Origin of the sequence: Amycolatopsis sp. 505 (assembly GCF_031625235.1) — a bacterium.
Taxonomy (GTDB): domain Bacteria; phylum Actinomycetota; class Actinomycetes; order Mycobacteriales; family Pseudonocardiaceae; genus Amycolatopsis.
In genome coordinates this window covers 534,275-549,747 of record NZ_JACKQP010000006.1, presented here as the reverse complement: position 1 = coordinate 549,747, position 15,473 = coordinate 534,275, and the positions used below count along the sequence as shown (strand labels likewise).

Here is a 15,473-nt window from a genome sequence, read left to right as displayed (position 1 = left end):
CAGCGTCAGCGGTCGGCCGCTTCCAGTTCGACGGCCTTCTTCATCGTCTCGCGCGCCCGGCGGCGGTCGCCCGCGATGTCGTAGGCGTACGCGAGCTTGTACCAGGCCCGCCAGTTCTCCTGGTCGGCCTCGACCTCCGCGCGGCGCTCCGCGAACCAGGCGTCGGCCGCGTCGCGATCCACCCGGCCCGACGGGCGGCGCGGGAGGTCGGAGACGTCCGGGAGCGCGCCTTCGGCGTCCAGCCGCCGGGACAGGCGCTGGATCTGCAGGCCGTTGCGCCAGGTCATGACGACGACCCAGATGCCCAGGACCGGCAGCAGCAGCACCCCCGCCCCCAGCGCGATCCCGACGCCCGTGCCCGTCTTGAACAGGGCGACCGCCCGGTCCGCCAGCAGGAACAGGTAGACGACCAGCGCCGCCGTCAGCAGCAGCGCCACATTGCGTGCTTTCACAGGTCGAGGACGTTTTCCAGGCCGACCGTCAGGCCGGGGCGCTGCAGCACCTCACGCACCCCGAGCAGCACGCCCGGCATGAACGACGTCCGGTCGAGGGAGTCGTGGCGGATGGTGAGGGTCTCCCCTTCGCCGCCGAACAGGATCTCCTCGTGCGCGACCAGGCCCGGCAGGCGGACCGAGTGCACGCGGACCTCCTCGACCGTCGCACCACGGGCGCCGTCGAGCTCTGCCGTCGTCGCGTCCGGGCCCGGTGCCACGCCCGCTTCCGCGCGGGCGGCAGCGATCATCCGCGCGGTGTGCGCGGCGGTGCCCGAAGGCGCGTCGGCCTTGCGGTTGTGGTGCAGCTCGATGATTTCGGCCGAGGCGTAGAACTTCGCCGCCTGGGCCGCGAACCGCATCGCGAGAACCGCGCCAAGGGCGAAGTTCGGCGCGATCAGCACGCCCAGCGACGGCTTCGGCTCGAGCAACGAACGCAGCGAGGCCAGCCGGTCTTCGCTGAAGCCCGTGGTGCCGACGACCGCGTGGATGTCGTGCTCGACCAGGTACTCGAGGTTGCCCATGACGGCGTCGGGGTGGGTGAAGTCGACGACCACCTGGGCGTCGGCCAGCGCCGCGAAGTCGTCGCCCGCGTCCAGCGCGGCCACCAGCTTCATGTCCCCGGCGCCTTCGACGGCGTTCACCACCGTCGCGCCCATCCGGCCGCGCGCACCGAGCACACCGACGTTGATGGTCATGAAGCGATCACCTCGTGCAGGTCGTCAGGAAGGTCGTCGGCGTGAGCGTACGGGCCGACGACCGCCGCCGCCGAGACGCCACCGGGCCGCGCGAACAAAGTGCGAGCGAGCGCACACACGTCCTCGGTGGTCACCGCGTCGATGCGCGCGATCGTGTCGTCGACACCCAGGTAGCGCCCGTAGTTGAGCTCGTTCTTGCCGATCCGCGACATCCGCGACGACGTGTCCTCCAGGCCCAGCACCAGGCCGCCGCGCAGCTGGCCCTTGGCGCGGGCCACCTCGGCGTCGGTCAGGCCGTCGACGCCGACCTTGTCGAGCACCTCGCGGATGACGCCGGCGACGTCGCCGAGCTTCTCCGGCTGGCAACCCGCGTAGACGGCCATGTGCCCGGTGTCCGCGTAGCTCGCCACCGACGAATACACCTGGTACGCGAGCCCGCGCTGCTCGCGGATCTCCTGGAACAGCCGCGACGACATGCCGCCGCCGAGGGCCGCGTTGAGCACCGACAGCGCAAAGCGGCGGTCGTCGTGGCGCGACAGCGACCGCAGGCCGAGCATGACGTGCGCCTGTTCGGTGTCGTCGGTGTGCAGGGCCAGCTTCGGCACGGTCTTGATCCGGGCACGGCCCTCGCGGGGCGCGATCGGCGTCGCGGTGCCGGCCAGGCGCTCGCCGAGCGCCTTGCGGACCAGGCGCAGCACCTGGTTGTGGTCGATGTTGCCGGCCACGGACAGGACCATGCGCGGCAGCGTGTAGCGGCGCTTGTAGAAGTTCCGCAGCGCGGCCGGGGACATCTCGATGATCGACTTCTCGGTGCCGAGCACCGGGCGGCCGAGCGGGTGGTCGCCGAGGATGGCCGTCACGAACGTCTCGTGCAGCAGGTCCTCGGGGTCGTCGTCGCGCATCGAGATCTCTTCGAGGACGACGCTGCGTTCCATGTCCATGTCGCGGTCGGTGCACAGCGCGTCGAAGACGACGTCGGTGACCAGGTCCATGGCGAGCGGGAGGTCGGCGTCGAGCACCTGCGCGTAGTAGCAGGTGTGTTCCTTCGCCGTGAAGGCGTTGAACTCGCCGCCGACCGCGTCGATCTCCTCGGCAATCTGCGTGGCGTCGCGGTGCTTGGTGCCCTTGAACAGCAGGTGCTCGAGGTAGTGCGCGGCGCCGGCGACCGCGGCCGGCTCGTCGCGGGAGCCGATGCCGACCCACAGCCCGACCGTGGCCGAGCGCGACGCCGGGACGTGCTCGGTGATCACGCGCAGGCCGCCGGGCAGGACGCTGCGCTTGACGACCGCACCGTCCGGGGTGGACTCCAGCGTGCGGGTGGTGCCGACGGGCTGCTCGTGCCCGGAAACCTGCCGTGCCATGGGTTCCTTACTCAACTTGCCGTGAAGGCCACCCCGGGACATCCCGAGGTGGCCTTCACGAACCGGAACGAGCTGTCTTACTTGGCGTCGGCCTTCTCGGCGTCGGCCGGCTTGTCACCCTCGGCGGGCTTGGCGGCCTCGTCTTCCTTGACGACGATGAGGCTGATCTTGCCGCGGTTGTCGATGTCGGCGATCTCGACGCGGAGCTTGTCGCCCACGTTGACCACGTCCTCGACCTTGGCGATCCGCTTGCCGTTGCCCAGCTTGGAGATGTGCACCAGGCCGTCCTTGCCCGGCAGCAGCGAGACGAACGCGCCGAACGCGGCCGTCTTCACCACGGTGCCGAGGAAGCGCTCGCCGACCTTGGGCAGCTGCGGGTTGGCGATGGCGTTGATCTTGTCGATCGCCGCCTCCGCCGACGGGCCGTCGGCCGCGCCCACGTAGATCGTGCCGTCGTCCTCGATGGAGATGTCGGCGCCGGTCTCCTCGGTGATCGAGTTGATCATCTTGCCCTTCGGGCCGATGACCTCGCCGATCTTGTCGACCGGGATCTTCACGGAGGTGACGCGCGGCGCGAACGGGCTCATCTCGTCCGGGCCGTCGATCGCCTCGGCGATGACCTCGAGGATGGTGTTGCGGGCGTCCTTCGCCTGCTTCAGCGCGGCCGCGAGGACCTCCGACGGGATGCCGTCGAGCTTCGTGTCGAGCTGCAGCGCGGTGATGATGTCCTTGGTGCCGGCGACCTTGAAGTCCATGTCGCCCAGGGCGTCCTCGGCACCGAGGATGTCGGTCAGCGCGACGTAGCGGGTCTCGCCGTCGACCTCGTCGGAGACCAGGCCCATCGCGATGCCCGCGACCGGCGCCTTCAGCGGCACGCCGGCGTTGTACAGCGCCATGGTGGACGCGCAGACCGAGCCCATCGACGTCGAGCCGTTGGAGCCCAGCGCCTCGGAGACCTGGCGGATCGCGTACGGGAACTCGTCGCGCTTCGGCAGCACCGGCACCAGGGCGCGCTCGGCGAGCATGCCGTGGCCGATCTCGCGGCGCTTCGGCGAACCGACGCGGCCGGTCTCACCGGTGGAGAAGGGCGGGAAGTTGTAGTGGTGCAGGTAGCGCTTCGTCGTCTCCGGGGAGAGCGAGTCGATCTGCTGCTCCATGCGCAGCATGTTCAGCGTGGTGACGCCCAGGATCTGGGTTTCGCCGCGCTCGAACAGCGCCGAGCCGTGCGCCCGCGGGATCACGGCGACCTCGGCCGAGAGCGACCGGATGTCGGTGAGGCCACGGCCGTCCATGCGGATCTTCTCCGTGAGGACGCGCTGGCGCATGATCTTCTTCGTCAGGGCCTTGAACGCCCCGCCGATCTCCTTGTCACGGCCTTCGAAGGCTTCGCCCTCGCCCAGGCCGATCTTCTCGATGACGGCGGCCTTGACCTCGTCGGTCGCGGCGTCGCGGTCCTGCTTGCCGGCGATCTGCAGCGCGCGGGACAGGTCGTCGGTCGCGATGGCGGCGACGGCCTCGTAGACGTCCGGCTGGTAGGCCGGGTAGACCGGGAACTCGCCGGTCGGCTTGGCGGCGTCGGCGGCCAGGCGCTGCTGCGCCTCGCACAGCACCTTGATGAACGGCTTGGCGGCCTCGAGGCCCTCGGCGACCGAGGTCTCGTCCGGTGCCTTGCCGCCGGCGGCGATCAGGTCGAGCGTGTGCTCGGTGCCCTCGGCCTCGACCATCATGATGGCGACGTCGTCACCGACGATGCGACCGGCGACGACCATGTTGAAGGTGGCCTTCTCCAGCTGCGACCAGGTCGGGAACGCGACCCACTGGTCCTCGATCAGCGCGACGCGCACGCCGCCGACGGGGCCGGAGAACGGCAGGCCGGCGATCTGGGTCGACGCCGAAGCGGCGTTGATGGCCAGCACGTCGTACGGGTCGTCCGGGTTGAGGCTCTGGACGGTGATGACGACCTGGATTTCGTTGCGGAGACCGTCGGCGAACGACGGGCGCAGCGGGCGGTCGATCAGGCGGGCGGTGAGGATCGCGTCGGTCGACGGGCGGCCCTCGCGGCGGAAGAACGCGCCGGGGATGCGGCCCGCGGCGTACATGCGCTCTTCGACGTCGACGGTGAGCGGGAAGAAGTCGAAGTGCTCCTTCGGGTGCTTCGACGCGGTCGTCGCCGAGAGCAGCATGGTCTCTTCGTCGAGGTACGCGACCACGGCGCCGGCGGCCTGGCGGGCCAGGCGGCCCGTCTCGAAGCGGACGGTGCGGGTGCCGAACCGGCCGTTGTCGATGACGGCTTCGGTCTCGTGCACGGTGACTCCGGTGGAGTCGGTCATAGGGTGTTTCTCCTCTTTAGTTCCTTCGTACGACGCGAGTCTCCCACCCTGGGACCCGTTTCGCCTGAGGACGCTCGAGGAATGAGGCCGGTCTTCGATCGAAGCTCCCGGGACGCTTCCCGGGAACCACTACCGAGGACCGGCGGACGGACCCTCGTGCGCGCTCGCGCCGTTTGTGGCGAGGGGGAGCGACCGCGTGGCCACTCCCCCTCGGGTAAAGCTATCGGCGCAGGCCGAGGCGCTGGATCAGCGCACGGTAACGCTCGATGTCCACCTTCATCACGTAGTTCAGCAGCCGGCGGCGACGGCCGACCAGCAGCAGGAGCCCGCGACGCGAGTGGTGGTCGTGCTTGTGAGCCTTGAGGTGCTCGGTGAGGCCGACGATGCGCTTGGTGAGCAGCGCCACCTGGGCCTCGGGGGATCCGGTGTCCGAGTCGTGCACGCCGTACTCGGCCAGGATCGACTTCTTCTCTTCGGTGGACAGCGCCACTTGTGTTGCTCCTCGAAATAATCAGTGCCGTGCGACCCCGGACGCCGGTTGCACGCCGGGAAGACGGTCACGGCCGCCACGGACTGCAGCCGGACCCGATCGTTGAGGTTACCAGCCCGCTGAACTGCGTCTTCAGCCGCGGTCCAGCTCGAAGGAGCGGGCCACGGAGTAGCGGGGACCACCCCGCTCGCGCTCGCTGGTCATCAGCGCCACTTCCGCGGCGCGCCACTGCCGGCTCGTGAAGTTCGCGAGACGCTCGGTCCAACGCGCGGCGAGCCCCGGTTCTTCCCGGGGGAACCGCGCGAGCGTCAGGTGGGCCCGGTAGGGCCTCGGTTCGGCGCCGGCGCCCGCGGCGTTCGCGAGCGGCGTCAGCTCCGGTCCGGCGACAGTCAACCACAGCACCCCGGGGAACGTCGCGGCCTTTTCCAGCCGGACGTCGACGGCCGGGCGGCCGGTCAGCCGCTCCCCCAGCCAGGCGGCCCGCGTGCCGACGTCGTCCGGCCCGTAGTAGGCGAGGGTGATGTGCCAGCGCTCCGGCGGCTCCCAGCGCAGCCCGTCGCCGGTCTCGCCGAGGGCCGCGGCGAGTCCGGCCACGACGTCCTCCGGCGGGAGCAAGGCGCTGAACAGGACCGGCATCAGGCGCCGTTGCCCGCCCGGCGGAGCAGGTCGGCGATGGCCGGGAAGTCGTCGTCGAGGCGCTTGGCGGCCTCGCCGAGGTCCTCGTCCTCGGCCAGGTCGCGCAGGTAGGCGAGGACCTTCTGGTCTTCGTTGACCACCGGGATGTTGTCGCGGCCGACGGTGGGCCGGGAGTCGCGGACGTCCTCCATCGCGGCCAGCATCGCGTCGCGGTTGCCGGCGGCGACCTCGGGCACCAGGATCTTGCGCTCGAGCATGATCATCCGGGCCAGCACGACCGGGTTGCCGATCTTCGCCCGCCGTCCGCTCATCACCTGGCTGAGCATGGGGGCGCTGATCCCGAGGACCTCGGCCAGGAACGCCTGCGAAACGTCGAACGCGACGACGAGCCGGCGCACGCGGTCACCGAGCGGCTCCCCGTACCACTCGCGCTGCAACGCGATGTTCCGCTGGACGATCTTGTGGTCCTCCACCAGTCTCCCGCTCCCCTGTTTTTCGCGAGCACAGCCGCGCACACCGTCCGTGAGCATCTTGCCATCGCTGTCACGGAGATGGACGCGGAATCCCCTATTCGTCCCCGGTCAGGGCGTCCGGGGGCAGCTCGAGTGCCTTTCTCGTCTCGACCACGTCGTCGTCGATCTGCGCGACCAGCCCGGCCGAGTCGGCGAACCGCACCTGGTCGCGCAGCCGCGTCACGAAGTCGATGGCCACGTGCTGGCCGTAGAAGTCCTCGTCGACGTCGAGGACGAAGGCCTCGACCGTCCGCTCGCGCCCGGAGAACGTCGGGTTGGTCCCGACCGAGACGGCGGCGCGCAGCCGGCGCGCCGGGTCGGCCGAACGGGTGAACCACGCGCTGTAGACGCCGTCGGCCGGGACGGCGGCGAAGCGCGGGGTCGACAGGTTCGCCGTCGGGTAGCCGAGCTCGTGGCCCCGGCCGTCGCCGCGGACGACGATGCCTTCGAGGCGGTGCGGGCGGCCCAGCGCCTCGGCCGCGGCGACCACGTCACCGGCGTCGATGCACGACCGGACGTACGTGCTGGAGAAGGTGATGGCCGACTGGTCCTCTTCGGACAGTTCCTTGCCCTGCAGCTCGGCGCCGTACGCGGCGAAGCCGAACCGGCGGCCGAGGGTGCGCAGCAGCTCGACGTTGCCGGCCGCCTTGGCGCCGAAGGTGAAGTTGTCGCCGACGATCACCGCGGCCGCGTGCAGCCGGTCGACCAGCACCTCGTGCACGAACTCCTCCGGCTGCAGCCGGGACAGCTCGAGGGTGAACGGCAGCACGCAGAAGACGTCGACGCCGAGGCCCTCGACGATCTCGGCCTTGCGCCGCAACGTCGTCAGCTGCGCCGGGTGGCTGCCCGGGCGCAGCACCTCCGACGGGTGCGGGTCGAACGTCACCATGACGCTCGGCAGGCCGCGCTCGGCGGCCGCCGCCACCGTCCGGCTGATCAGCTCCTGGTGCCCGCGGTGGACACCGTCGAACACGCCGATGGTGACCACGCACCGGCCCCAGCTGCCGGGAAGGTCCCCCAGCCCACGCCACCGAAGCACGTCACACTCCCGTCTCTCGAGCCCACCCTAGGCGGGCAGCAACACGACCACCGCGCGGGACACGCCTTGTTCGTCGGCGGCCAGGGCGAGCACCCGGCCGTCGGGGCCGAAGAGCCCGTAGGTGCCCGCGAGCCCGGCCGCCGGGATGCGCTGGCCGTGGCGGACCGCTTTCGCCGTGGCGGCGTCGAGGTCGCGGCGAGGGAACGCGGCGGCGACGGCGGCGTCGAGGTCGAGGCTCAGTTCGGGCTGCTCTTCGAGCTGGTCGAGGGTCCTCGCCTTGGCGAGGGTGAAGGGGCCGACGGTGGTGCGCCGGAGCGCCTTCAGGTGACCGCCGACGCCGAGGTCGGCACCGAGGTCGCGGGCCAGCGCGCGGACGTAGGTGCCGGAAGAGCACTCGACGACGGCGTCGACCTCGACGTGGTCGTCCTCGTGGCGGACGGCGAGGACGTCGAAGCGGTAGACGGTGACCGGCCGGGCCGGGATGACGACGTCCTCGCCGGCGCGGACGCGGGCGTAGGCGCGTTTGCCGTCGATCTTGACCGCGCTGACCGCGCTGGGCACCTGCTGGATGTCGCCGGTCAGTTTCGCGACGCCGGCGGCGATGTCTTCGTCTGCCACGGTCGCGGTCTCGGCGGTGGTGAGGACTTCGCCCTCGGCGTCGTCGGTCGTGGTGCTGCTGCCGAGGCTGAGGGTGGCCAGGTAGGTCTTGCGGTCCAGGGCCAGGTGGCCGAGCAGTTTGGTGGCGCGCTCGATGCCGAGCACGAGCACGCCGGTCGCCATCGGGTCGAGCGTCCCCGCGTGCCCGACCTTGCGGGTCCCCATGATCCGCCGGGCGCGCGCGACGACGTCGTGGGACGTCATGCCGGCGGGCTTGTCGACGATGAGGAGGCCGGGAGGCGGGGCGGGACGGCGGGGCGGTTTCGGGCTCGACACGCGGCAAACCCTAGCGGCCGCTCGTCGTGGATCGGAGGACGGCCGGGCGGCCACGATGGAGGCGTGACGGAGATCGAAGTCCGGGCCGTCCGGCCCGCGGAACTGGAAGCAGTCGCCTCGCTGCGGTGGCGCTGGGTGGCCGAGCGCGACGGCCTGCCCGCCGACGGCCGGGCCGCGTTCGTGCGGGGATTCGCCGCCTGGGCGCGGGAGAACGCGGCCACCCACCGCTGCCTCGTCCTGGTCCGCGAAGGCCGGGTGCTCGGGATGGCGTTCCTGGCGATCACGCCGCGGGTGCCGACCCCGGCGGCGCCGTCCCGGGCCGCCGGGGACCTGCAGAGCGTGTACGTCGTGCCGGAAGCGCGTGACGCCGGCCTCGGCGGGCAGCTGATCGAGGGTGTCCTGCGGCTGGCCGGGGAGCTGGGCCTGGAGCGGGTCACCGTGCACTCGTCCCCGCGCGCGGTGCCCGCGTACGAGCGGCGCGGGTTCGCGGTGGCGCCGGAGCTGCTGCAGGCGCCGGTCAGGCGGCGACGATCGGCGTCTCCGGCAGAGCGGCGTCCCAGCGGCGGCGGGTGATCCGCACCGGCAGCTCCTCGCCGCGGGCCTCGGCGAGGAACAGGTGGGTGCGGGTCCGGCGCCACCACACGAGCATCCGGAAGGTGCCGAAGGCGAGCACCGCGACCAGCGCCAGCAGCGACAGCCGAAAGTTCCCGCTGGTCACCTGCAGGAGCACGCCGACCGCGAGCGCGGCGATCGTCGTCGCCACGAAGCCGCCGACGTTGACCACGCCGGTCGCCGTGCCGACGCGGCTGAGCGGGTTGTAGTCGCGTGCCAGGGCGAAGCCGATCATGGACGCCGGGCCGCCGAGGGCGAGGAAGGCGAAGGCGGGCACCAGCACCGGCAGCGGCACCTGGCCCGGCCAGCCCAGCAGCACGGCCCAGACGAGCGCGGCCCCGCCGATGTACCCGCCGACCAGCGGCATCCGCAGCGACGGGCGCCGTCCGATCAGGCCGCCGAGCGCCGGGCCGCCCGCCATCGAGCCGAAGACGAACACGGTGAGCAGCGCACTCGCCGTGGCCTTCGACTGGCCTTGGCCCTGGACGAGCCAGGGGACGCCCCAGAGCAGCGTCAGGGCGTTCGGGGCGAACATCGTGCTGAAGTGGACCCAGAAGCCCAGGCGCGTCCCCGGCGTCCGCCAGGCCTCGGCGACCCGGTGGGCGAGCTCGCGGGGGCGGACTTCCTCGCGGACCGGCGGCTGTTCGCCGGCCGGGACGTCGCGGACCCGGAGGGCGACGACGGCGGTGTAGAGCACCGTGATGGCGCCGACGGCCAGGAAGGTGGGGGTCCAGCCGGCGCCGTCGAGGACCAGGGCGAGCGGGACGGTGGCGGCGAGGTTGCCGATGTAGCCGACGGCCGCGGTGAACGACGTCAGGAGGGCGTACTGGCGGCCCGGGAAGTGGGCCGCGACCAGGCGCAGGACGCTGACGAAGGTGAGCGCGTCACCGAGGCCGAGGACGCCGCGGGCGAGCAGGCCGAGGCCGTAGGAGTGGGCGAAGCCGAGCAGGAGCTGGCCGGCGCCGAGGACGAGCACGGCGACGGTGAGGACGCGGCGGGGGCCGTAGCGGTCGACCAGGACACCGGTCGGGATCTGCATCGCGGCGTAGACGCCGACCTGCAGGACGGTGAAGGTGCCGAGCGCGGCCGCACCGACGCCGAAGCGCTCGGCGGCCTGCAGCCCGGCGACGCCGAAGGACGTCCGGTGGAAGACGGCGAGGAGGTAGACGGTGACGGCGGCGAGCCAGATCAGCCAGGACCGGGCGGTGGCACGGCCGGTGGCGGGCACAGGTTCCTCCAAGGGGGGGGCGATTCGGGGCGCAGGACGCCCACGCTGCCGTCCCTACTACTTGTATCGCCTAAGCAACCACGAACCATAGCCGCGACCCGGGTGGTTTTCCCCACAGGTAACCCCCGTCACCCGTGATTTAAGGGTCTACTCGCGTGATTGGAGAGCCGACACGCGTGATTGGAGAGCCGACACGACGCCGGCGTGCGGGCCCCGCCGTGTCGACCCTTCAATCACGCGAGCTGACCCTCCAATCACGCGTGATGACCGGTGGCGCACGTCAGGCGGGGCGGGTGGCGCCGGTCACCGCCCAGTTTCCGGAGCGCCAGCGGGCCAGAACCGCCGCCAGGCGGAGGACCATGAAGAGGGACAGGCCGGTCCAGATGCCCGTGAGGCCCCAGCCGAAGCCGAGGGACGCCCAGATCAGCGGGAGGAAGCCGAGGGCCGCGCTGCCGAGCGTCGCGTTGCGGAGGAAGACCGCGTCGCCCGCGCCCAGGAGCACGCCGTCCAGGGCGAAGACCACCCCCGCGATCGGCTGGAGCGCCACGAAGAACCACCACGCGTGCGGGATCTCCGCCAGCACGCCCGGGTCGGACGTGAACGCGTGCGGCAGCACCCACGACAGCGCCGCGAACAGCACGCACAGGAAGCACCCGAGCAGCAGCCCGTACCCGGTGATCTGCGCCGCGACCCCGCGCGCCTGCCGCGCCGAGTTCGCCCCCAGGGCCGCCCCGACCAGCGACTGCGCGGCGATCGCCACCGAGTCCAGCACCAGGGCCAGGAACGTCCACAGCTGCAGCACCACCTGGTGCGCCCCGACGGCTTCGGTCGACGTCCGGGCCGCGACGGCCGCCGCCGAGACGAAGCACGCCTGGAACGCCAGGCTGCGCAGCACCAGGTCGCGGCCCAGGCCGAGCTGGGCGCGCATCACCGCGAAGTCCGGCCGCAGCCCGACCTTCTCGCGGGCCAGCGCCAGGACGAACAGCGACGCCGAAATCACCTGGGCGGCGACGTTCGCGATCGCCGAGCCCTCCAGCCCGAGCCCGGCCCAATACACGAGCACCGGGCACAGCACGGCCGAGATCCCGTTGCCCGCCAGCACGTACCGCAACGGCTTCGCCGCGTCCTGCACCCCGCGCATCCAGCCGTTGCCGGCCATGGTGACCAGGATCAGTGGCGCCCCGAACAAGGCGATCCGCAGCCACGACACGGCGGCCGAGGCGATCTCGTCACTGCCCGACAGCACTCGCGCGATCGGCCAGGCCAGCAGCTGCCCGGCGACCAGCACGACGAGCCCGACGAACACCGCGAGCCACGTCGCCTGCACGCCTTCGCGCACCGCGTCGGCCCGGCGGCCGGCGCCATGCAGCCGGGCGGTGCGGGACGTCGTGCCGTAGGACAGGAACGTCAGCTGGCTCGACACCTGGGCCAGCACGACGCCGCCGAGCGCGAGCCCGGCCAGCGACAGCGCGTCGAGGTGGCCGACGACGGCGGTGTCCACCAGGACGTACAGCGGCTCGGCGGCCAGCACGCCCAGCGCGGGCACGGCCAGGCCGAGCACGCGCTTCGCCGGGACCCGTTCGATCTCCTCCACGTTCGCCACGAACCGGACTCTAACCGCCACCACCGACGGTTCTGACCGGCGGGAACCGGGAACTTTTCGGCCCCGCCGTCCGACGGGCCTACAACAGCGGCGCGCGCTCCAGCGCCTCCCGCAAACCGGCGACGACCTCCGCCGCCGAGCCCGCGATCGTGCAGCCCGCGGCCTGCCGGTGCCCGCCGCCGCCGAACTCCGCGGCCACCGCCGAGACGTCGATGCCGATGCTGCGCAACGAGATCTGCCATTGCCCGGGCTGCGCCGGGTCCTGTTTGAGCACGGCCGCGACGGCCGCCTCGCGTACCGAGCGGATCACGTCGATCACCGACTCGACCTCCTCGCCGCGCACCGTGCGGGCCGCGTCGAGGCCGACCACCGCGTGCACGAAACCCCGGCCCTGCGCGGCTTCCGGCTCCAGCCGGGCCTCGCGCAGCACCGACGACAGCATCGGCAGCCAGGCGAACGGGCGCTCGTCGACGATCCGGCGCACGATCGCCTCGGCGTCGGCCCCCGCTTCCAGCAGCCGGGCCGCCATCCGGTGCGTCTCCGGGCTGGCCCGGCGGAACCCGCTGGTGTCGGTGACGATCCCCGCGTACAGCCCGCGCGCGATCGGCTCGTCCAGCTCGGCGCCCAGTGCCTCCAGGACGCGGAACACGAGGACCGCGCTGGCCTCGGCGCTCTCGTCGACGACGTGGCAGGTGCCGTAGAACGTGTTGGTCGCGTGGTGGTCGATCACCAGCACCGCGCCGGCGAGCTCGACGCGCCCGGCGAGCCGGCCGAGCCGCTTCGGTGTCGGCGTGTCGACACACACGAGCAGCGCCTCGGAGTCCGGGAGGTCGTCCGGGTGGGTGAGCAGGCCGTCCTCGTCGAGCCAGCGCAGCGTCTCCGGGGCCTCGTCGGGCTCGCCGAAGGAGACGCGCACGCGGGCACCGCGCTGCCGCAGGGCCCGGCCGAGGGCCAGTGCGCTGCCCAGCGCGTCCGCGTCCGGCCGCACGTGGCCGAGGATCGTCACGTCGCCGGCCGACGCGAGCAGTGCCGCCGCGTCCCGGATGTCCTGCACCGAAGCCGAAGTAGAGGTCACGGTGCGTCACGCTACGCTCTGCGGGATGCCTGAGTACGCGATGCTGGTCTACCCGTCGGCCAACCGGGTCTACGCCGCCTCCTCCCCCGCGCTGCTGCGCGCCGAGCTGGCGGTGTTCGGCGCGGGCCTGGCGGCCGAGCTGTCCGCGATCGAGGAGGTCGAGCTCGGCGGCGTCGGCTACGTGCGCTTCACCAGCTCGGCGCCCCTCGGCGAGCGCGACCTCGCGCTGCTGTCGAACGTCTCGTCCCTGTACGCGCTGTTCGAGCTGGGTGAGGGCGTCCTCCGGCCGGTGCCCGTGACGCCGCTGGCGAAGGCCGACTCGGACCTGCTGACCATCCAGAAGTACGCCGGCAAGACGAACGAGCTGTTCACCAAGCTGCTGGTGAACGTCACCCTGCTGGCGACGGCGGACCCGTTCTCGGCCAAGCCGAAGTACCTGCTCGACCCGCTGTGCGGCCGCGGCACCACGCTCAACCAGGCGATGATGTACGGCCTGCACGCGACCGGCCTGGACGTCGACGCCAAGGACTTCGAGGCCTACGAGGCGTTCATCAAGACCTGGCTGCGCACCAAGCGCGTGAAGCACACCGCGGAGTCCGGCCAGCTGCGGCGCAACAAGGCCCGGCTCGGCCGCCGGCTCGACATCGAGTACGCCCTGGACAAGGAAGCGTACAAAGCGGGCGACACGCGCAAGCTCACCTACTTCAACGCCGACACCCTGACCACCGACGAGGTGCTGCGGGCGAACTCCTGCGACGTGATCGTCACCGACGCCCCGTACGGCGTCCAGCACGGCAGCCACCGCGAGACCGGTCTCCAGCGCAGCCCCCGCGACCTGCTCGCGGCCGCCGTTCCGGTGTGGACGCGGGTGCTGAAGCCCGGCGGCGCGCTCGGGATTTCGTGGAACACCACCGTGCTGCCGCGGGAAGAACTGGTCGAGGTGCTCCGGAAGGCCGGGCTGGACGTCCGTGAAGGCGGCCCGTGGGAAGAGTTCGCCCACCGCGTCGACCAGGCCATCCTGCGCGACCTGGTCGTCGCGGTGAAACCGGCTTCCTGAAGCGCTACTGGGTGAGTTCGGGCTTGGCCACCTGCCCGTTCGATTCCGGCGCGGGGGCGGGCGCGGGCGGGGTGCTCAGGCCGCGCTTGACCGAGTCCAGAATGGACAGACCCTGGCCGACGAGCCCCGCGGCCATCTCGCCGAGGCCGTCGGCGCCGTTGAGGATGTTGACGTTCGCCCCCGACAACCCCCGCCCGGCTTCCTTGACGATCTGCGGCAGCTGGTCGATCAGCATCCGGTCGAGCGCGACCCGGTTGTGCGACGCGGCCGCCTCCGCCTGGATGCGCATCTTCTCCGCCTCGGCGACCGCCAGGATGCGGATCCGCTCGGCCTCGGCGTCGGCGGGCTTGATCACCTCGGCGACCAGCTGCTGCTGCCGCAGCTCGGCCTCGCGCTGAGCCAGCTCGGTGCGTGCGTCGATGACCTCCTGCTGCGCCTTCGCCTGCGCGAGCGGGCCGGCCTGGGCGGCTTCGGCCTGCGCCGCCTCGACCTCGGCCCGGTACTGCGCCTGCACGATCGACGTCTGCCGGGCGTACTCGGCCTGGGTCCGCTGTGACTTCTGCTCGGCTTCGGCGGCCGTCTGGTTCGCCACCGCCTGGGCGATCTGCGCGTCCCGCTGGATGGCGGCGTTGTGCGGCGCGGCCATCGCGGCGATGTAGCCGAGCTTCATGTCGTCGATCGACTGGATCTGCAGCGCGTCCACGGTGAGGCCGATCTTCGCCATCTCCACCGCCGAGCCGTCCAGCACCTCGGTGGCGAGCTTCTGCCGCTCGGTGATGATCTCCTCGACGGTCATCGACCCGATGATGGACCGCAGGTGCCCGGCGAAGATCCGGCCGGTCAGCACCGACATCTGGTCCTGGTCGGAGAGGAACCGCTGGCCGGCGTTGACGATGCTCTCGGTGTCGTTGCCGACCTTGAACGCGATCACCGCCCGGACCGTCAGGGCGATGGCCTGCTTGGTGACGCACACTTCGGTCACTTCGGCCTCGCACATGGAAAGCGTGAGAAACCGGACCTTCCGGAAGACCGGCATGACGAACGCACCGTGGCCGGTGACGACCCGGAACGGCGACGTGCCCTTGCTGTTCTTTCCCCCGGAGATCAGCATCGCCTCGTTGGGAGCAGGCACGCGATAACCGAACATCGGCTGTCCTTCTGGTTCTACGGAGAAGCGGGATCCGAGGCGTCCCACGCCACGACGTCGACCGTGCGCCGTCCCCGGGTGTCCACGACCAAGACGGTCGTGCCCTTCGGCAGCTCCGTGTCGGACCAGGCAAGGAAGGTTTCCAGGCCGCCCCTGATCCTGATCAGCACCTCCCCGGGGCCCCGCTGCCCGCGGGTGCCGACCAGGAGGACTCCGGTGCGGCCGGACGGGGAAAGGTCGGAGTGCACGGGTGCCGACCTC

At 71.7% G+C, this 15,473-nt stretch carries 16 protein-coding genes; 2 read left to right on the top strand and 14 right to left on the bottom strand.

The window, feature by feature from the left end:
* Positions 1-5: 5 nt before the first annotated feature.
* From H5965_RS24605 to truB, 9 genes are all read right to left on the bottom strand, one after another.
* The gene (locus tag H5965_RS24605) at positions 6-452 is read right to left on the bottom strand and encodes a tetratricopeptide repeat protein (RefSeq protein ID WP_310972585.1); all 447 of its coding nucleotides are present in this window, start codon (positions 450-452) and stop codon (positions 6-8) included.
* Entirely contained in the window at positions 449-1,189 is a 741-nt protein-coding gene (gene dapB / locus H5965_RS24600; protein WP_310972584.1) for a 4-hydroxy-tetrahydrodipicolinate reductase, read from the bottom strand. Before dapB ends, H5965_RS24605 begins: the two co-directional genes overlap by 4 nt.
* Positions 1,186-2,550, bottom strand: a complete 1,365-nt coding sequence (locus tag H5965_RS24595) for a pitrilysin family protein (protein WP_310972583.1) — start codon at positions 2,548-2,550, stop codon at positions 1,186-1,188. The genes dapB and H5965_RS24595 overlap by 4 nt, the downstream gene beginning before the upstream one ends.
* Before the next feature lie 77 nt (positions 2,551-2,627).
* Entirely contained in the window at positions 2,628-4,880 is a 2,253-nt protein-coding gene (locus H5965_RS24590; RefSeq protein ID WP_310972582.1) for a polyribonucleotide nucleotidyltransferase, read from the bottom strand.
* A 220-nt stretch (positions 4,881-5,100) separates the two neighbouring features.
* Positions 5,101-5,370: a 30S ribosomal protein S15 gene (gene rpsO, locus H5965_RS24585; RefSeq protein WP_003084034.1), complete on the bottom strand. Its 270-nt coding sequence runs from the start codon at positions 5,368-5,370 to the stop codon at positions 5,101-5,103.
* A gap of 132 nt (positions 5,371-5,502) precedes the next feature.
* A complete protein-coding gene (thpR, locus tag H5965_RS24580; RefSeq protein WP_310972581.1) occupies positions 5,503-6,006 on the bottom strand; it encodes an RNA 2',3'-cyclic phosphodiesterase in 504 nt (167 codons plus the stop codon).
* Positions 6,006-6,479, bottom strand: coding sequence for a helix-turn-helix transcriptional regulator (locus H5965_RS24575; RefSeq protein WP_310972580.1), 474 nt, complete (start codon positions 6,477-6,479; stop codon positions 6,006-6,008). The genes thpR and H5965_RS24575 overlap by 1 nt, the downstream gene beginning before the upstream one ends.
* 94 nt (positions 6,480-6,573) lie before the next feature.
* Positions 6,574-7,557 carry a bifunctional riboflavin kinase/FAD synthetase gene (locus H5965_RS24570; protein WP_310972579.1) on the bottom strand — a complete coding sequence of 328 codons (984 nt, stop codon included), beginning with the start codon at positions 7,555-7,557 and terminating at the stop codon, positions 6,574-6,576.
* A gap of 27 nt (positions 7,558-7,584) precedes the next feature.
* Positions 7,585-8,490 (bottom strand): tRNA pseudouridine(55) synthase TruB, encoded by a 906-nt coding sequence (gene truB, locus H5965_RS24565; protein ID WP_310972578.1) that lies wholly within the window; start codon positions 8,488-8,490, stop codon positions 7,585-7,587.
* A gap of 63 nt (positions 8,491-8,553) precedes the next feature.
* Between truB and H5965_RS24560 the strand changes: the two genes are divergently transcribed.
* The gene (locus tag H5965_RS24560) at positions 8,554-9,063 is read left to right on the top strand and encodes a GNAT family N-acetyltransferase (protein WP_310972577.1); all 510 of its coding nucleotides are present in this window, start codon (positions 8,554-8,556) and stop codon (positions 9,061-9,063) included.
* Here H5965_RS24560 and H5965_RS24555 read toward each other — a convergent pair.
* The 3 genes from H5965_RS24555 to H5965_RS24545 form a co-directional block, all read right to left on the bottom strand.
* Positions 9,008-10,330, bottom strand: a complete 1,323-nt coding sequence (locus H5965_RS24555) for an MFS transporter (protein WP_310972576.1) — start codon at positions 10,328-10,330, stop codon at positions 9,008-9,010. The two genes, H5965_RS24560 and H5965_RS24555, sit on opposite strands and share 56 nt — an antisense overlap.
* 280 nt (positions 10,331-10,610) lie before the next feature.
* Positions 10,611-11,933 (bottom strand): MATE family efflux transporter, encoded by a 1,323-nt coding sequence (locus tag H5965_RS24550; RefSeq protein WP_310972575.1) that lies wholly within the window; start codon positions 11,931-11,933, stop codon positions 10,611-10,613.
* 79 nt (positions 11,934-12,012) lie between these two features.
* Complete coding sequence (locus tag H5965_RS24545; RefSeq protein WP_396136935.1) at positions 12,013-13,008, bottom strand: bifunctional oligoribonuclease/PAP phosphatase NrnA; 996 nt, start codon at positions 13,006-13,008, stop codon at positions 12,013-12,015.
* Between the two features lie 25 nt (positions 13,009-13,033).
* Between H5965_RS24545 and H5965_RS24540 the strand changes: the two genes are divergently transcribed.
* Complete coding sequence (locus tag H5965_RS24540) at positions 13,034-14,065, top strand: SAM-dependent methyltransferase (RefSeq protein WP_310972574.1); 1,032 nt, start codon at positions 13,034-13,036, stop codon at positions 14,063-14,065.
* 4 nt (positions 14,066-14,069) lie between these two features.
* Here H5965_RS24540 and H5965_RS24535 read toward each other — a convergent pair whose 3' ends face one another.
* Together H5965_RS24535 and H5965_RS24530 are read right to left on the bottom strand one after the other, a co-directional pair.
* Complete coding sequence (locus H5965_RS24535) at positions 14,070-15,197, bottom strand: SPFH domain-containing protein (RefSeq protein ID WP_310972573.1); 1,128 nt, start codon at positions 15,195-15,197, stop codon at positions 14,070-14,072.
* Positions 15,198-15,229: 32 nt separating this feature from the next.
* A complete protein-coding gene (locus H5965_RS24530) occupies positions 15,230-15,460 on the bottom strand; it encodes a hypothetical protein (protein WP_310972572.1) in 231 nt (76 codons plus the stop codon).
* Positions 15,461-15,473: the final 13 nt, after the last annotated feature.